Genomic DNA, 18,255 nt, shown 5'->3' with positions numbered 1-18,255 from the left:
TACTTTTGCAAAAATTTTTAGTTAGAATGTCGAAAAATTTAGTAATCGTAGAGTCCCCGGCAAAAGCAAAAACTATTCAGAAATATTTAGGAAAGGATTTTGAAGTGAAATCCAGTTTCGGGCATATCCGGGACCTTCCTAAAAAAGGAATGGGGATAGACCTTACTACATTCAGTCCTGATTACGAAGTTTCCGCAGACAAGAAGAAATTGGTAACCGAATTAAAGGCTGCAGTAAAGAAAGCCGATATGGTATGGCTCGCTTCCGATGAGGACCGCGAAGGAGAGGCTATTGCATGGCACCTGGCGGATGAATTGAAGTTGAAGCCTGAAAACAGAAAAAGAATTGTTTTCCATGAGATTACCAAAAATGCCATTCTAAAAGCAATCGACAATCCTAGAGATATAGATCAGAACTTAGTAAATGCCCAGCAGGCAAGAAGAGTGCTGGACAGAATTGTAGGTTTTGAAATGTCACCCGTTTTATGGAAGAAAGTAAAACCGGGATTATCTGCCGGAAGAGTACAATCTGTAGCAGTACGATTAATTGTTGAAAGAGAAAAAGAGATTCGTGAGTTTAAACCAAAAGCAAGTTTTAAACTTGATGGAATCTTTTTAAATAAAACAGAACAGGAAATAGCTGCCAAACTTAAAAAAGACTTCGAAAAAGAAGAAGAAGCAGAAAAATTCCTTGAGCAGGCAAAAACTACAGAATTTAAAGTTCTGAATGTTGAAACCAAACCGGGTACACGTTCCGCTTCAGCTCCGTTTACAACTTCCACATTACAGCAGGAGGCTTCTTCAAGACTTGGATATAATGTAACCAATACCATGCGTCTGGCACAAAGGCTGTATGAAGAAGGATACATTACCTATATGAGAACAGACTCCGTAAACCTTTCTCAGGAAGCTATCGAAGGAGCTAAAAAACAAATTACATCAGAATATGGAGCAGAATATTCTTCTCCAAGAAATTATACTACAAAATCTGCTTCTGCACAAGAAGCTCACGAAGCAATCCGTCCAACAGATTTTGGAGTGAAAAGCATAGGAGATGTACAACTGAATAAATTATACCAACTAATATACAGAAGAACGCTTGCTTCTCAGATGGCTAATGCCAAAATTGAAAAGACGGTGATTGAAATCGGAAATGCATCATTACCCCATCATTTTGAAGCACAGGGAGAAGTAATCATATTTGATGGTTTCCTGAAAGCTTACGGCATTGTGAAGACAGAAGATGAAGATGAGGAGAACAATGATAAATTACTTCCAAAAGTAACTGTAGGAGAAGTATTGAACTATAAAACCATTACTGCTACTGAAAAATTCACAAGACCAAGTGCAAGATATACAGAAGCCGGATTGGTGAGAAAGCTTGAAGAATTAGGGATTGGTAGACCATCTACTTATGCTCCGACGATTCAGACGATTCAGAACAGAGAATATGTGGATAAGAGAGAAATTGAACCACATACCCGTGAAGTGATCAAAATGTCTTTAACAAAAGATAAGATCAAAAAAGTAGTTCTTGAAGAAAAATTCGGAGGCGATAAAAATAAGTTCATTCCTACAGATATAGGTGAAGTGGTAAATGATTTCCTGACGGATAACTTCAGAGAAATCCTTGACTACGGTTTCACAGCAAGAGTAGAAGAAAGTTTTGACGAAATTGCAAGTGGCGATCAGAAATGGAAGGAGATGATGACGAATTTCTACTCAAAATTCCACCCGAGAATTGAAGATGTAGAAGAAAATGCTGACCGTGCAACAGGAGATAGGCTTTTAGGAGTAGATCCGAAGACTGGTAAAAATGTTCACGCAAGAATCGGAAGATTTGGAGCGATGATCCAGATTGGAGAAACTGATGATGAAGAAAAACCAATTTTTGCTTCATTAATGACGGGTCAGAATATTGCAACCATTACTTTTGAAGAGGCTTTAGAACTGTTCAAACTTCCTTTTGATTTAAGTGAAGTTGATGGACAATCCGTTTCTGTAGGAGTCGGTAGATTTGGACCTTATGTAAAATGGGGAGAAACTTATATCAGCATTCCAAAAGGAGAAGACCCTCTTTCTGTAGATCAGAAACGTGCGGAGGAAATTATCAACGAAAAGAAAATTGCTGATGCTCCTATCGCAACTTATAAAGGAGAACCGGTTACGAAAGGAACAGGAAGATTCGGACCATTTATCAAATACAAAGCTATTTTCGTAAATGTTCCAAAGAAATATGACTTTGAAAATCTTTCTCAGAGCGATATCAATGAATTAATTGATGCGAAGCTTGAAAAAGAAGCCAACCGATATATTCAGCAGTGGGAAAAAGAAAAAATTTCCATTGAAAACGGAAGATGGGGGCCTTTCATCAAATTTGGAAAAGCAATGTTCAAAATTCCGAAGAAAGCAGACGATACAAAATACGAAGCTGATGAATTGAAAGAACTTTCTTTAGATGAGGTTAAAAAATGGATTACAGATCAGGATCCCAAAGCTTTTGCAGAAAAGAAAAAACCTGCCGCTAAAAAAGCAGCCACAACTAAAAAAGCTACTACAACAGCGAAAAAGCCTGCGGCTAAGAAACCGGCAGCTAAAAAATAAATAATTTTTAATAAAAATAGGAAAGCACAGATTTAGGTCTGTGCTTTTTTTGTTTTGGAAAGTAAGTACAACATCATGACACAGATTTATGGATTTTGATTTTCATTGAAATCATTAAAAAAAATAAAATTGCATAGGATAATATGTTAAATAAATTTCCCAATATCGGGAAATAACTTTGCGAATGACCATGATTACTTAGCTCTAAGTATAAATACGCAAATGGAAAATTCAGTACTAAGACTATGATATTCAGTGTTTTAATTCTTTAGTTTTACATCGTAATATTACAAGCGGTGGAGCTCAGAAACCACTTTAAAAAACGAGGCGGATTCTGAAAAGCCAAACGAGTAAGAAAACAAAACTATAAAATCATGCCAGAATTTAAATTTAGCGAAGAAGCTATTTCGCACGCATTAGAAGCAGCAAAAAGATCACACGAAGACAGTCAGGTAAGTCGCCGCTCATCTGGAGCAGACTCAGACTTAAGCCTTGCCAACGCAAGCGCAGGGTATCTTCTTGTAACAGCAGAGTGTATATCAATTACTGTTGAGAACAACAAAGTTTGTATCAACCTACCATTAGGTTTCGGGAAATATTGTTTTAGTATACCATTAAGTATTCCTAATGGGACAGCTGGCCAGGCTTGCTTATCTATATGTACTACCTGGGGAATTCCAACAGGAATCAGAGTTACCATTATTATAGGTGGAATAACGATTATCAGTCAGTCATTCGGGAAATGCTAATCAGTTAACAACCGAATTAGAATAAAAGTCCGTCTCATGCAATGTATGAGGCGGATTTGTTTTTGCAAAACCTTGTCAAAGTTTTAAACTTTGACAAGGTTGATAAAAAATAAGGTCGTAAAAATACAAAGCTGTAAAAAAATGTTGATGCCTTTTTTGTGAACAAAATGAATACACCCTATTCAGTTCCTATGTTTTTTGTATGTTTGTTATATCAAGCAATTAATAAATTATTATATTCAAATATGGATTTCGAAGACTTTATCATTTCACCAAGAAATTTTAAAACAGAAAGCTGGCAGATAGGAAATCGGATTACAAAAGATATTAAAGAAGACAGTATTGTTCTTTTATTTGTATCTGATTACAGAGGGGTGGGCGGAGATGCAGAAGTACAGGATTTTACAGCGGTGAGGAACGAGTTTTATAAACTTTCGCAGATGGATTTTGAAATTCCTGTTGTAGATCTTGGAGATCTGGTGTCCGGGAAATCTGTTCAGGATACCCACTATATTTTGCAGGAAGTCTTGTCGGCATGTCATTACAAAAGAGCGATTCCTGTTATTGTAGGTGGATCCAATGATTTTGCCTTCTCATTATTTTCTGCTTTGAATTTTCATCAGAAAAATATCAATTACACCCAGATCAGTAATATTATTTCTCTTCAACAGGGTGAAACGATCAATGAACATACTTTCTTGGGTAAAATTTTCGGAGCCAAGAATTTCTCTATTAAAAATTATCATCATTTAGGGTACCAGAAGCATTTGAATGAAATGGATTCCGTAAGATTGATCAAAGAAGTGGAGTTTGACATCATCCGTCTTGCTGAAATGATGAATTCTACAGAAAAAACAGAACCTTTCTTCAGAAAAGCTGATCTGGTAACCGTAAATTGTGATGCTGTGGAAAGTTTCAGCGAACCTTTTTCCATGAATCCACAGGTAAATGGATTAAACAGAAGAGAGATTTGTGCCTACATGAAAGAAATCGGATTGAGTGAAAACCTGAAATCTGTAGGGATTTTTAATTATAATATTTATTCAGAAAACCAGTTGAACCACCAGCTTTTAGCGCAAATGTTATGGTATCTGATTGAAGGAATCAATATACAGCATTCCCATCCAAAAGAAAGACATTATGAGCTGTTTTATGTTTTGATAGATGACAGACAATATGCTTTCAAGCGTGATACTTTCAGTAATTTGTGGTATTTTGGTGATGATGAAAATATAGAGAACTGCATTCCATGTTCCAGAAAGGATTTTGATGAAGCTAAAAAAGGCTGGTTGAACGCAAGGCTGACGAAAATTTAATGTATGACAAATGTTCCCCCAAAAGTATCCATTATTGTTCCTGTTTATAATGTCGAAAACTATCTGACAAAATGCCTTGACTCTTTGGTAAACCAGAGTCTTACCGGTATTGAGATTCTTGTAGTAAACGATGGAAGTAAAGATAATTCAGGAAAAATAATTGAAGAATATGCACAAAGATATCCGGAAAAAATAAAAGCTTTTACCAAAGAAAACGGTGGTTTAAGCGATGCCCGAAATTTTGGACTTGACAGAGCTGCCGGAGATTATATAGGTTTTGTAGACAGTGATGACTATGTTTCCGAAAAAATGTTTGAAGAAATGTTTCTGTTAGGAGAGAAGCATCAGGCAAAAATGGTGATCTGCAATATTCAGAAAGTTGACGAAACTGGGAAAGTTACCCAAAAACTCACTCAGCTTCCTGATATGTCCGAGAAAATAGTTCTTGAAAATAATTTTTCAGTGTTCTCGGATATCAGCTATTTTGCATGCAATAAACTGTTCAAAAAAGAACTTTTTAATCAGAGAAGATTTAAAAAAGGAGTTCATTTTGAAGATATTCAGTTGATTCCACAACTTTTACTGGAGTGTGATACCATTGCTCAGACCCAAAATTTCTATTATCAATATCTTGAACGTACCGATTCTATTACGAAAACTCATACGGAAAAAGGACTTGATATGCTGAAAGCAGTGGCAGATGTGGAAAATGTATTCAATGAATCTAAGTATTCTCACAAAAAAGAAGAATTAAAAAATTTCCAGATTTTTGAAGGAGTTTATTCATTCCTGGCTTACCTGGCCTTTGTGAAAAAAGAGGAAATGTTTTATAATATGTCTGATCAGTTGGCCCTTTTTATGAAGGAAAGACAAATAAAAATTCAAGATATATTGAACTATAGTCGTTTTGGTAAGAATTATCTTTTATCTTTGCCTTTGAAGAAAAAAATTTTTTATCTGTTGTTTTTTGGAGGACAGAAAAGATTGATAAGAAAGTTGATTTAATAAACACAAATGTACGTACTATTGTTTCGAGCAATAGAAAATGATGATGAAGTTCTTTAGAAGTCCTGCATTATGAGTTTTTATTGAGAAATACAAGTGCTGAATAAGAAAGAATGAAAAATTTTGAATTGTTCTTAAGCGGATCGGGAATACCTATTTTCTATATAAAAATAGGACTTGGTTTCGTATTCGCCTTTTTAATTACCTTTTTCTCTATTCCTACCATCGTCAAGATCTCGAGAAGGAAGAATCTGATGGATGAGCCTGGGATAAGAAGTTCGCATCTTAGAGAAATTCCTAACCTTGGTGGGATTGCCATTTTCTATTCAATAGGAATCTGTGCTTCTATTTTTGCCTATGAGCTGTTTGACCTTTACAAATTTTTATTTGCCTCATTGATTATCCTGCTGTATGTAGGGGTAATGGATGATATTGTTGTGATGAGGGCTTATAAGAAACTTGTTGCACAAATTGTCGTGTCTTCACTGGTGGTTATTGGTTCAGATATTAGAATAAGAAGTTTATTTGGAATATTTGGTGTGTATGAGCTGGAGTATTTCATAAGTGTCCTGTTCAGTATCATCACCTTTATCATTCTGATCAATGCTTTCAACCTGATCGATGGGATAGACGGATTGGCAGGTGGTTATTCTGTAATCTGCAGTGCCTTATTTGGAATAAGCTATTACCGATTAGGAGAATATAATTATCCGCTGGTCGTATTATCTGTTATTATTATTGGGACTGTATTGGCTTTCCTGTACTATAATTTGTCCAACTATCGTACCCGTAAAATATTTATGGGAGATACAGGATCCATGCTGCTGGGCTTTTTGCTGGCCTTCACTTCCATTTGCTTCATAGATATTTTTATTGATAAAAACCTTGCAGATGTACCAAGATATCACCTTCAGTCTGCTCCTGTAGTAGCTGTAGCGATCCTGATTCTTCCGATCGTAGATACCTTAAATGTAATATTCATAAGGCTTTATAATAAGAAATCACCATTCGATGCAGATAAAAATCACATTCACCACAAGCTGTTGAAGCTAAATCTTACCCACAGGAGATCTACTTTTTATATCATTCTTTACTATTTAATGATTGTGGGAGTTGCTTATTATTTAAGACATATTGATGTCAATCTGTTATTATTGGTGATTATTTCATTAGGCTTTTTCGGAGCTTATCTGCCAGATTTGCTATATCGATTAAGAAATAACAAAAATTAACAATTAAATATTACTTTTGTAAACAATATTCAAATATGATGAAGAATTTTAAGTATTTATTTTTAATATTCCCTTTTTTAGTTACCTCATGTATCACAACAAAAGATGTGAGGTACTTGCAACCAAGCGAAAGCCTTGTCATTAACGAAGAAGGTCTTATCCCGTACAATATTCCCGTGTACAGGATTACCAAAAATGACATCCTTAATCTTAATATCGTAACGACTCCCAAAGGTGATGCCGCACAGTTTTATTCCTCTTACAATGTTTCAGGCGGAGTTTCAGGCGGAGGTGCAACAAGTTCCGCAATGTCAGGCGGAGGAGCTGTAGGAGCCACAATTGGTGGAAACAGAGGCGGAAATATGAACTTTTATTTTAACGGACTCAAGGTTGACTCTAATGGTGATATCAATGTATTCGGAATCGGATATATAAAAGCGGAAGGAAGAACTCTTGATGATATTACAAAAGAAATACAGGATAAAGTAAATGAAAATTTCCAGGAAGGTAAATCTGAAGTAAGACTGAATACAGATGGTATTACCTATTATATTCTTGGTGACGTGGAAACTACAGGACTTTCAGGCGAAAAAGTAGCCCACAAAAATACCCTTACCATTACTGAGGCATTGGCCATTAATGGTGGATTGAACAGAACTATTGATAAAAAAGAAGTTGTTATCCACAGAAAACTTCCGGAAGGAATCAAAATTGCCAAAATAGATCTTACCCGTGAAGACCTTATGAACTCTCCTTATTATTATGTGCAGAACGGAGATGAAATCTATCTGAATACAAGAGCGAAAAGCTTGAATGGATTCGGAAAAGATCCTATCCAGACTTTGACTACAGGAGTTTCTGTAATTACTACTGCATTATCTATCTATTTACTCCTTAAAAATCTTTAGCCATGATTCCAGAAAGAGTAAACACTGCAGAGAAGAATAATTCTCAGAAAGATAAATCCGGGACATTTGCATTATTTGATTTAGAACACTTTTTAAGAAGGATTCTTAAAAACTGGTACTGGTTTGTATTGATGTTTATCATTGGATATGCCATGGCCTGGGTGTACAGTAAATATTATGCACAAAATATTTTTGCATCAGACTTATCATTAAGTACCTCAAGTAAAGCTTCCGAATTTCTGCCAACTCAATCTAACCAGTCTATTAACTTTATCTGGGGAGATACAGGAAATCAGGACGGGCTTTATTTGAAAAAAATGCTTTTATCCAGATCTCACAACGAATTTTTGGTGAAAGAATTAGATCTTTTTGTGAACTATTCTACCAAAGGTCTTATAAAATCTACTTATCTGGACAAAGATGACTCACCCGTTTTTCTTCAGATCGATAAAAAGCACCTTCAGCAGATTAATTATCCTATTACGCTGATACCAAAAGGAAATGGTTCTTATGAAGTCGTTTTGCCTGAAGAAGGAGAGTCTACGAACTTATATAACTATGAAGTAGAAGGATTCCAGGATATCAACTCTTATGGAAGGCCAGCGGATAAAACTATTAAAATTAATGAATGGTATACTTCTCCTAACCTGAGATTCAGACTGCTTCAAAACCCTGTTCCTACCAAAATTAAGCTGGATAATATTATCATTAACCTGAACTCTGTCAACCAGAGTGTAAATGAAATTGTTTCTACCACAGGAGTAGACTTTGATAAAGAAATCAGGTCTATTATGATTATTACTAAAACAGGATATAACCTTAATAGTACAGTTAATTTCCTGAATAAATCCGTTGCAGAACTACAGAAAAAGAGACTTGCTGATAAAAACATTGTTAATAAGAATACAGATATTTTCTTAAAAGACAACCTTGCGAACATCCGTAAAAAACTTGATTCAAGCGCAAATGTGCTCAATTATTTAAAGACTTCTGAAAAACTTTATAATATTAAAGACAGAGACGAAAAATCTCTTGAAAAAATAAAAGAACTTGAAGCTAAAAAAGCTGATATCATCAGTAAAATCAGTTCTTTGAACAATATCAAGAATACACTTCAGTCTCAGAATTTCGATAAAATGATTGGAACTAATGCGGCAGGTTTTGAAGATGGTGTTTTCTCAGCAACGGTTTCCGAACTTAAAGCTTTATACACCAAAAAAGCAGAAATGGCTACTATTTATAAGCCGTCATCAGAACCAATGAGAGAAATCAACAGGCTTATTGATGAAGCAAGAATGGGGTCGTCCAATAGCTTGAGAAACTATTATAACAGATATTACGAAGAAATCAATAAAATAGATCGTGAAATGGCTGGAGCCAATTCTGATTTAGCGACTTATCCTGAAAAAGAAAGGAGATATCTGGATGCAGAGAGGGGTTATAATATGATTGAAGCTACTTATAACAGTCTTTTGGGCAGACAAAGTGATACTCAAATGAGAATGGCTACCAATCAGTCTGATATAACGGTTATTGACCCGGCTAAAAATTTAGGACAAAGACCAATTGGACCTAATGTGAAATTGGCAAAAACAGCTATTATTTCAGGAATGTTATTGCTTCCACTGTTATTTATCCTTGTCGGTCAGGTGTTTGACAACAAGATCAGAAATATCAAAGAACTTTTAAGTGCTACAAAAATTCCACTTCTTGGGGTTATCGGAAATAACAACAATGAAAATATGCTTACCGTTCTTGAACAGCCAAAATCATCTGTATCAGAAGCTTTCAGGGGAATAAGAGCTAATATGAGATTTTTGATGGATAATGAGGACCAAAAAGGTAAGGTCATACTAATCACATCATCCATCGGAGGAGAAGGGAAGACTTATATTTCCATTAATCTGGCATCAGTAATAGGATTAAGTGATAAAAAAACCATCTTATTGGGAATGGATCTTAGGAAACCAAAAATCTTCGGTGACTTCAAGATTGATAATAAATATGGTATTTCCAATTATCTGACCGGAGAGGTAGGAATTGATCAGATTGTCAACAAAACAAAAATTCCAAATCTTGATGTTGCCACTTCAGGGCCAATCCCACCAAACCCTTCTGAGCTTTTAATGAGCCAGAGAAATATCAAATTTATAGAAGAGCTTAAAGAAAAATATGATTTCATTATCATAGATTCACCACCGGTAGGATTAGTAGCGGATTCGTACGAGCTGATGAAACATTCTGATGCCAATATTTATGTTGTGCGTCATGAATACACAGAAAAGTACATGCTGAAAATGATTACGGAAAAGTATCATAATGATGAAATTGATAATTTAGGCCTTGTTTATAATGATTATAATACGAAACAGGGCTACGGTTACGGTTATGGCTACGGATATGGCTATGGTTACGGATATTTTGATGAAGATAAAAATTATAAAGAGCCATTATTGATTAGGATCAGAAATAAAGTACAGGTATTATTTAATAAAAAATAAAGCATTAAACCCTCATTTAATGGGGGTTTTTTCATATTTAATGTATTTTCATTCTATGAAAAAAAGAATATTTTTGCCACTTTGCCGTTTACTTTATAACAAATTATGTTTTTTTGTTTATTTTTAACTAAACATTAAGATTATCATTAATATAAAAATGTTTTATATTTGCAAAAATTAAATTTTAAAATAACCATAAATCCATATTCTTTTATGAATAAAAAATTATTGTTTAGCTTCCTTGCCTTCCTTGGAGTGGTAAGTGTTAAAGCACAAAGAAACGAATTGGGAGTTCGTCTAGGTATGAGTAACCTAGTGGGAGATGTAGGAAGGACAAATTATATTTTACAGAAGCCGTTGGATTTAAACAGAGTGTCAGATTGGGGCATCCCATTTTATGGAGGTTTGTTATATAGATTTAATTTTAACCCGCATCAGACCGTTAGATTGGATTTAGGATACAACCAGGTTCAGTTTAGTGATAAAGCTGCGAAAGAAGATTATAGAAGAAATAGAAACTCATACGGAAAAAACAATGTGTATGAGGCGAGTTTAATGTTTGAATATAACTTTTTCCCGGTAAATAATGAGCAGATCAGCATGCTAAGCCCTTATATCTTCGGAGGTGTTGGTGCTTTGATGTTTGATGCTCCTAAAGCTACTCTTATGAATGATTTCAGAAGAGATGCGGATGGTGTGGCGCAGGCTCCAATCAATGAATTGGATTTCACTACGAAAACAGACTATTCATTAGGGAAAAAAGTAACAATGCATATTCCTTTTGGAGTAGGTTTGAAGTATAAATTCAACCATTCCTGGGCAATTTTTGCAGAAGCTACGTTCAGATATACATTGACAGATCAGTTGGATCATAGTAAGATCCTTGACAAAGATGTAAAAACTTCTTTTAATACAGATATTTTGGACCCGGCAACAGGAGGTTCATTATTGCAGTCAGGAAATTATTATGCAGTTTCTAAGGAAAGAGAAGCAGAGTTTATTAAAAAGAGAAATATTGGAGATAGTAGATCGAAGGACTGGATGAATACTTTCAGTTTAGGACTTACGTATTCGTTCGGAAGACCTCCATGTTATTGTGAATAATATGTCGTTGATTAAAGATAAAATAAATTCTGAGAATTTACCAAAACACGTAGCCATCATTATGGATGGTAATGGAAGATGGGCAAAATCTCGTGGCGAAGAAAGAACTTTCGGTCACAAAAATGCCATTAATGCAGTAAGAAATGCTATTAATGCCTGTAATGAGATTAATATCCCTTACCTAACACTTTATACATTCTCTTCAGAAAATTGGAGCCGTCCTACTGAAGAAGTGAATACTCTTATGAACCTGTTGGTAGAGACCTTACTGCTTGAGGCAGAAGAAATCTTCAGCAAAGGATTAAGAATGCACGTGATAGGGAACCTGGAAAAACTGCCTGTTTTAGTAAAAGAGCAGTTGGAGCGTGTGGTAGAACTCACAAAAGAAAACACAAAAGGAAACCTTGTATTGGCTATAAGCTATGGCTCTCAAAATGAAATATTGGAGGCCGTTAAAAATATAAGTTCTGATGTAAAAGAAGGAAAAGTAGAGATAGAAAATATTAACGAAAATTTATTTGAAAGCTATCTTTATACAAAAGATTTTCCTCCTGTAGATTTACTGATCAGAACCAGCGGTGAAATAAGAATAAGTAATTTCCTGCTTTGGCAGATCGCTTATGCAGAACTGCAGTTTTTAAATGTTCTGTGGCCGGATTTTACCAAAGATATTTTCTTTCAATGTATTGTTGATTATCAAAACAAAGAAAGAAGATACGGTTTAACCGGTGAGCAAGTAAAAGGCCAATAAAATTTTAAGAAAAGAAAGACTCGATAAAATGAAGTTTAGACTATTACCCATCATTATGTTTGCTGCTTCTGCACATTTTTATGGACAAGTAACTCCACAAGACAGCACAAAAGTAAATAATGCTGTTCACGCAGAAAATGAGGCAGGCACTTATACACTTAAAGACATCGTTGTAGATGGGGTAAAAAAATATACACCAGCTCAGATCTTAAGATTTACAGGTCTTACCAAGGGAGAAAGCGTAGACATTCCAGGACAGAAAATCAGTAATGCTGTTAAAAAACTTTGGGATACCCAATCTTTTTCTGAAGTGGAAGTTTATGTTCAAAGCATTGAAGGACAGACAATCGTTCTGAAATTTCACTTACAGGATCTGAAAGAACTTGGAGAAGTGAAATTTGCAGGAAAAGGAATTGGTAAATCTAAAAGTGAAAAACTGGCAAAGGATAACAACCTTAAACCAGGAACTAAGATTACTCAAAACTTAGTTTCTAGTCTTAAAACAAATGTCCCTAAAGATTATATTAAAAAAGGTTTTGCAGATGCCAAAATCAGCATCCAGGATAAAGTAAACGCGGGAGACCCTGCTTTAGTAGACTGGACCATCAATGTAGAAAAGGGAAAAAGAATTAAGATTGATCATATTGAATTTGAAGGAAACGAAAATGTAACCGATAGCAAGCTTAGAAACAAAGCTTTCAAAGAAACAAAACAAAAACGTTTCGGTATCGGTGGTATTTTGAAATCCTCAAAATTCATTGAAGATAAATATCAGGAAGATAAACAAAGTCTTATCAGTTATTATAACTCTCTGGGATATAGAGACGCAAAAATCGTTTCCGATTCAGTTTGGAGAAACAAAAGAAATAACTACGAAATCAATGTAAAACTTAACGAGGGTAAAAAATATTACATCGGGGACGTTACGTTCACAGGTAATACGGTTTACGCTACAGAATACTTACAAAGATTATTAGGATACAAGAAAGGAGATATTTACGATGCTGTAGGATTCAACAAAAAAGTAGGAGAAGACGGTGGTAAAGAAGATGACTCAGATATCAAATCTGTTTACATGAACAATGGTTACCTTTTCTCCAATGTTACACCTGTTGAAAAATCAGTATCAGGAGATGCTGTAAATCTTGAAGTTAGAATTAATGAAGGAGAACAGGCTACCTGGAATAAAGTAACATGGCAGGGGAATACTACAACCCATGACCACGTAATTCTTAGAGCACTGAGAACAAAACCGGGAGAGCTATTCAAGAAAACAGAAATTAAAAGAACATATTTCGATCTTGCAGGGATGTCATTCTTTGACCCTCAGCAGATCGGACAGGATATTCAGCCAAATCAGGTAGATAATACCGTGGATATTAACTGGAAACTGGTAGAGAAAGGTTCTTCTCAGGTACAGTTGCAGGCGGGTTATGGTGGTAACAGCTTCATCGGTACTTTAGGATTAACATTTAATAACTTCTCATTAAAGAACTTCCTTAAGTTTAAAGATTTCAAACCAGTACCTCAGGGAGACGGGCAAACCTTCTCAATTCAGGTTCAGGCAGGACAGTACTTCCAGAACTATGGAGTATCATTCACAGAACCTTGGTTATTTGGTACAAGAGCAACAGCCCTTTCTGTAAGTTTGAACAACTCCAGAGTGAGATATACAGACCAATACGGAGCTGCTCAGAAATTGAATATTTTCTCCGCTTCAGCAGGTTTGAACAGACTATTGAACTGGCCGGATGATTATTTCTCACTTTATACAGGATTACAGTTCCAGAAGTATGACTTCAATAACTATCCTTTCCAGTTTGGAAATACAACAGAAAATAATGGTACAGCCAATAACTTCAGTATCAACTTAGGGTTGAGCAGAAACTCGGCAGGTATCGATCCAATCTTCCCGACAATGGGATCCAATATTGAGCTTTCAGCAAAACTGACACCTCCATACTCATTGTTTAAAAAGAAAGACTACTCAACAATGTCAGCTATTGACAAATATAAGTGGATGGAATTCTATAAGATTAAATTCAAGGCAGATGTATACAATGAAATCATTGGAAAGCTTGTCTTAAGATCTTCTGCAGAAATGGGATTCATGGACGGATATAACAGTAAATTGGGAGCTCCGCCATTTGAAAGATTCTATATGGGAGGTACAGGACTTTTCGGAGGTAGATATGACGGTAGAGAATTGATTCCTTTAAGAGGATATGAAAATGCCAGTACAGAAGGAGGTCAGGCAGATGATATTACCCAGACAGGTGGTGGTACAATCTATAACAGATTTACTTTAGAATTGAGATACCCGATCTCAATGAGCCAGACTGCAAAAATCTATGCATTGACATTTGCTGAAGGAGGGAACGTATGGAACTCATGGAGTTCTTACAGTCCATTCCAATTGAAAAGGTCAGTCGGAATTGGTGTAAGAGTATATATGGGAGCATTTGGATTAATCGGATTTGACTTTGCACTTGGTCTTGATAAGACATTGTCAGGTGATAAATCAGGATGGCGTAACCACTTCTTGATGAACCAAACATTATAATTACAAATATGAAGCACTTTAAAATAACTTTTACATTCGCATTACTTTTGCTTTTTGGATTCAGCAATGCCCAGAAAATCGGAGTGGTGGATACTAATGAAATTTTAAATAAATTACCTCAGTATAAAGAAGCTGAAGCAAGACTGAATTCTCAGATCGATACCTGGGAGTCGGAACTTCAAAATCTTCAATCTGAATATGAAAGAAAAAAAGCTGCTTTCGAAAGTGAAAAAGTATTATTGATAGGAGACCAGCTTAAACTGAGAGAAAAAGAAGTTGTAGACCTTGATAAAAATATTAAAACAACTACTAGCTTACGTTTTGGAGCTAACGGTGAGATTACAAAACTGAGAACAAACCTTGTTTTGCCTTTTCAGGATCAGATCTGGGGAGCCATCAAAACAATGTCCGAAAAAAATGGCTTGGGCATAGTTCTTGATAAAAGCAATAACATTAGTGTTATCTTCCTTCAGTCTAAATATGATTACACCGAGAAAGTATTGTCTGTTTTGCTGAAAGGAACAGATAAGAAAGAAAAAACAAATAGCAAAGGCAAAAAATAAGTTTAAAAAATTAACTTTTGCTATATTTTAAAATCTAAAAACAAATTAAATTATTTATTTACCAATTATGAAAAAATTAAGTGTATTATTTGCAGCAGTAATGATGGTTGTATCTGTAGGTATGGCAAAAGCTCAAAAAATTGCTACTTTAGATGTAATGGGAGTTCTTAACGCTATGCCGGAGAAAAAGAAAGCAGATGCTGATCTTAAAACATTCTTAGATACAAAACAGGCTGAGATTAAGAAAAAAGCAGACGCAGCTCAAACTAAATATCAGCAATATCAGACAGAAGCTCCGAAAAAAACAGCTGATGAAAACGCAGCAAGAGAAGCTGAAATGAAAAAATTAGCTGAAGAAATCCAGCAAATGCAGGACAAAGCTCAAAAAGATCTACAAGCTAAGCAAGACGTAGCTTTCGGACCGGTTGAGAAAAAACTGAATGATGCAGTAGAGAAAGTAGCTAAAGCTAGTGGATATGACTACATTATGGATGCAAACTCACCAGCATTCCTTTATAAGGCAGGAGCAGATGCTACTGCAGCTGTAAAGAAAGAATTAGGAATTCAATAATTTCAGCAAATTAACAAAGATTTATAAAACTAACCACCTCTTTTAGAGGTGGTTTTTTTATTTTTGCGGAATGGAAAAAGAAGTATCAACTACGGTAAAAGTCAGGTTTAGTGACTGCGATCCGATCGGACATTTGAATAATGTAAAATATCTTGATTATATGTTCAATGCAAGAGAAGATCATGTAGAAACATTTTATGGATTTACATACGAAGAATATACCAAGAAAACCGGCTGTACCTGGATTGCCATTCAAAATGAAATAGCATATTTAAAAGAAGTAAGATATAACACCCAGGTCGTAATCAGCAGCAAAACCATCGATGTACAGGATAGAACTGCAAAAGTGGAAATCCTGATGAAAAGTTTAGATAAAAAAACAATTCATGCCGTACTCTGGGTAACTGTTATTTATTTCAATGTCAAAACAAGAAAATCTGAAGTTCATCCTGAAGATGTCAAAGAAATTTTCGATAAGTTTTATGTAGATTTGATCCAGAAAGACTTCCAGTCAAGAGTGAAGTTTTTAAGAAGTCAAAATGCTAAAAATTCTTAATCAGCAACTCTTATTGAAAATTCCAACTTAAAAATTAATAATATATAAATGAAAAAAATAGCAGTAATAGGAAGCAACGGACAATTAGGAAACTGCATTAGAAAAATAGCTCCGGACTTTGAACATCAATATGAATTCTTATTTACAGACTCATCCACTCTTGATGTTACCAATGAAGACCAGGTAAATGACTTCTTTTATGATAACAAACCTGATTACTGCATCAATGCTTCAGCATATACAGCGGTAGACCTGGCTGAAACAGAAAAAGAAAAAGCTTTTGCAGTAAATGCCGACGGTGTAGCTCATCTTGCGCAGGCGTGTGCAGATTATAAAACTATCCTGATTCATGTTTCTACCGACTACGTTTTTGATGGAACTACAAACCTTCCATACTCCGAAGACGATTTTACCAATCCAATAGGAGTATATGGAGAATCAAAAAGAAAAGGAGAAGAGCTTGCTCTGGAAATTAATCCTAAAACAATTATTCTGAGAACCTCATGGCTATACTCAGAGTTCAATAAGAATTTTGTGAAAACAATGCTGAACCTGTTCTCTCAGAAAAAAGAATTGGGAATAGTTGCTGATCAGTTTGGGCAGCCAACCAATGCAAATGATCTGGCAGAAGCTATCATGGACATTATCGAAGCTCACCATAAAACCTACGGAGTTTTCCACTTCTCAAACTATCCGGAGACTACATGGTTTGAATTTGCCAAAAAAATTGCTGAATTTTCAAAATCTTCAATAAAATTGAATCCATTAACAACCGAACAGTATCCAACACCTGCCAAAAGACCTGTAAGAAGTACAATGTCTTTAGATAAAATAGAAGAAACTTACAAAATAGAGCCCAAACATTGGGAAAACAGTCTTGAAGAATGTGTTGATACACTTTCACAACAATAATATATATATGAAGAATATTGTAATCATCTTTTCAGTATTGTGTATCCAGCTGTGGAATGCACAAAATGTTTATCTGACTAAGGTTGAAAAAACAAATGATAATCAGGATAAATTCTTTTATAAAAAAGAAGCAGCCGCTGCAGATGCCGTTTATTTAGGAGAAGTAGAAGTTCAGGGTTTTTCAAAAGATGATGCGCTTATATTTTCCTTAGTCTATAAAAAAGCAAAAGAAATCGGTGCTAATACTTTTGAATTAAAACCTTTCGAAAATGTAGATGGGACAGCTCAGTCATTCAATGCTGCCAATTATAAGATTGCTTTATATTATACACCTAAAGAAAAGTTAGCAACACAGCATGGCGAGATGTACATATTTGCTTCCTCTGAAAAAGATCAGAAAATAAGCATCAATCGCAAAGACTATACCATCTCTCCAAGATCATTTTTAAAATTAAAAGTTGTTCCAGAAGAAATCTATACAATTTCTACCAAGAGACTTTTAGGTTCTACTATCAAAGTTCAGCCAAAAGCGAATGATGATAACCTATATTTTCAGGTTTCCTCTTTAAAAGTAAAGCCGGATAACTCAGGAGTAGGTGGTTTGAATCTTAAATCCGGCGATATTATTGGTCTGGAAAAGTCTTATGCCGAATTTTTGAGCGCAATTTACAAAGAAAACAATCCTTAAGAAGTAGTCTGTAACAGCATTATTGCTGATTTTACTTTATATAGATTAATACTGAGGAAAATTGTTTAAAATTTTTCTTCCTTTGTTTCAGTTGTTTAGGGTTAAATATTACGAAACGGTAAAATTTATGTTAAATAAAGTTGTGTAGTGTGTAGTAAGTTTCTATCTTTGCCCCACTGAAAACGAGAGTAAGACAGTAGCGCAGAAGAGCTTTTAGATAAGCTAGAAACATT

15 protein-coding genes are annotated in these 18,255 nt (G+C 35.0%); all 15 read left to right on the top strand.

Annotated elements, in window-relative coordinates:
• Positions 1–26 precede the first annotated feature (26 nt).
• The 15 genes from topA to ACLMCG_RS17730 all read left to right on the top strand — a co-directional run bounded on the left by topA (position 27) and on the right by ACLMCG_RS17730 (position 18,022).
• Positions 27–2,603, top strand: a complete 2,577-nt coding sequence (gene topA / locus ACLMCG_RS17800) for a type I DNA topoisomerase (protein ID WP_413960639.1) — start codon at positions 27–29, stop codon at positions 2,601–2,603.
• A 374-nt stretch (positions 2,604–2,977) separates the two neighbouring features.
• Entirely contained in the window at positions 2,978–3,352 is a 375-nt protein-coding gene (locus tag ACLMCG_RS17795) for a hypothetical protein (protein WP_413960638.1), read from the top strand.
• Positions 3,353–3,597: 245 nt separating this feature from the next.
• Positions 3,598–4,668, top strand: a complete 1,071-nt coding sequence (locus tag ACLMCG_RS17790) for a formimidoylglutamase (protein ID WP_255812915.1) — start codon at positions 3,598–3,600, stop codon at positions 4,666–4,668.
• Between the two features lie 3 nt (positions 4,669–4,671).
• Positions 4,672–5,673, top strand: coding sequence for a glycosyltransferase family 2 protein (locus tag ACLMCG_RS17785; protein WP_413960637.1), 1,002 nt, complete (start codon positions 4,672–4,674; stop codon positions 5,671–5,673).
• A gap of 113 nt (positions 5,674–5,786) precedes the next feature.
• Positions 5,787–6,905, top strand: a complete 1,119-nt coding sequence (locus ACLMCG_RS17780; protein WP_223601451.1) for a glycosyltransferase family 4 protein — start codon at positions 5,787–5,789, stop codon at positions 6,903–6,905.
• A gap of 38 nt (positions 6,906–6,943) precedes the next feature.
• A complete protein-coding gene (locus ACLMCG_RS17775; RefSeq protein WP_374200570.1) occupies positions 6,944–7,813 on the top strand; it encodes a polysaccharide biosynthesis/export family protein in 870 nt (289 codons plus the stop codon).
• A gap of 2 nt (positions 7,814–7,815) precedes the next feature.
• The gene (locus ACLMCG_RS17770; protein ID WP_413960636.1) at positions 7,816–10,314 is read left to right on the top strand and encodes a polysaccharide biosynthesis tyrosine autokinase; all 2,499 of its coding nucleotides are present in this window, start codon (positions 7,816–7,818) and stop codon (positions 10,312–10,314) included.
• Between the two features lie 213 nt (positions 10,315–10,527).
• Positions 10,528–11,418, top strand: a complete 891-nt coding sequence (locus ACLMCG_RS17765) for a DUF6089 family protein (RefSeq protein ID WP_223601454.1) — start codon at positions 10,528–10,530, stop codon at positions 11,416–11,418.
• A gap of 1 nt (position 11,419) precedes the next feature.
• On the top strand, positions 11,420–12,169 hold the full coding sequence (locus tag ACLMCG_RS17760; RefSeq protein WP_047424845.1) for an isoprenyl transferase: 750 nt from the start codon (positions 11,420–11,422) through the stop codon (positions 12,167–12,169).
• 28 nt (positions 12,170–12,197) lie between these two features.
• Entirely contained in the window at positions 12,198–14,732 is a 2,535-nt protein-coding gene (gene bamA / locus ACLMCG_RS17755; RefSeq protein WP_223601455.1) for an outer membrane protein assembly factor BamA, read from the top strand.
• An 8-nt stretch (positions 14,733–14,740) separates the two neighbouring features.
• Positions 14,741–15,295: an OmpH family outer membrane protein gene (locus ACLMCG_RS17750; protein ID WP_047424847.1), complete on the top strand. Its 555-nt coding sequence runs from the start codon at positions 14,741–14,743 to the stop codon at positions 15,293–15,295.
• A 67-nt stretch (positions 15,296–15,362) separates the two neighbouring features.
• Positions 15,363–15,866, top strand: coding sequence for an OmpH family outer membrane protein (locus tag ACLMCG_RS17745; RefSeq protein WP_223601456.1), 504 nt, complete (start codon positions 15,363–15,365; stop codon positions 15,864–15,866).
• A gap of 70 nt (positions 15,867–15,936) precedes the next feature.
• Positions 15,937–16,422 (top strand): acyl-CoA thioesterase, encoded by a 486-nt coding sequence (locus tag ACLMCG_RS17740; RefSeq protein WP_413960635.1) that lies wholly within the window; start codon positions 15,937–15,939, stop codon positions 16,420–16,422.
• A gap of 48 nt (positions 16,423–16,470) precedes the next feature.
• Positions 16,471–17,334, top strand: a complete 864-nt coding sequence (gene rfbD / locus ACLMCG_RS17735) for a dTDP-4-dehydrorhamnose reductase (protein ID WP_223601457.1) — start codon at positions 16,471–16,473, stop codon at positions 17,332–17,334.
• Between the two features lie 7 nt (positions 17,335–17,341).
• The gene (locus tag ACLMCG_RS17730) at positions 17,342–18,022 is read left to right on the top strand and encodes a hypothetical protein (RefSeq protein WP_413960634.1); all 681 of its coding nucleotides are present in this window, start codon (positions 17,342–17,344) and stop codon (positions 18,020–18,022) included.
• The last annotated feature ends 233 nt before the right edge of the window (positions 18,023–18,255 follow it).

The sequence above is a fragment of the Chryseobacterium sp. S90 genome (assembly GCF_047444895.1).
Taxonomy (GTDB): Bacteria; Bacteroidota; Bacteroidia; order Flavobacteriales; family Weeksellaceae; genus Chryseobacterium.
This window is presented reverse-complemented; position numbering and strand designations above follow the sequence as displayed.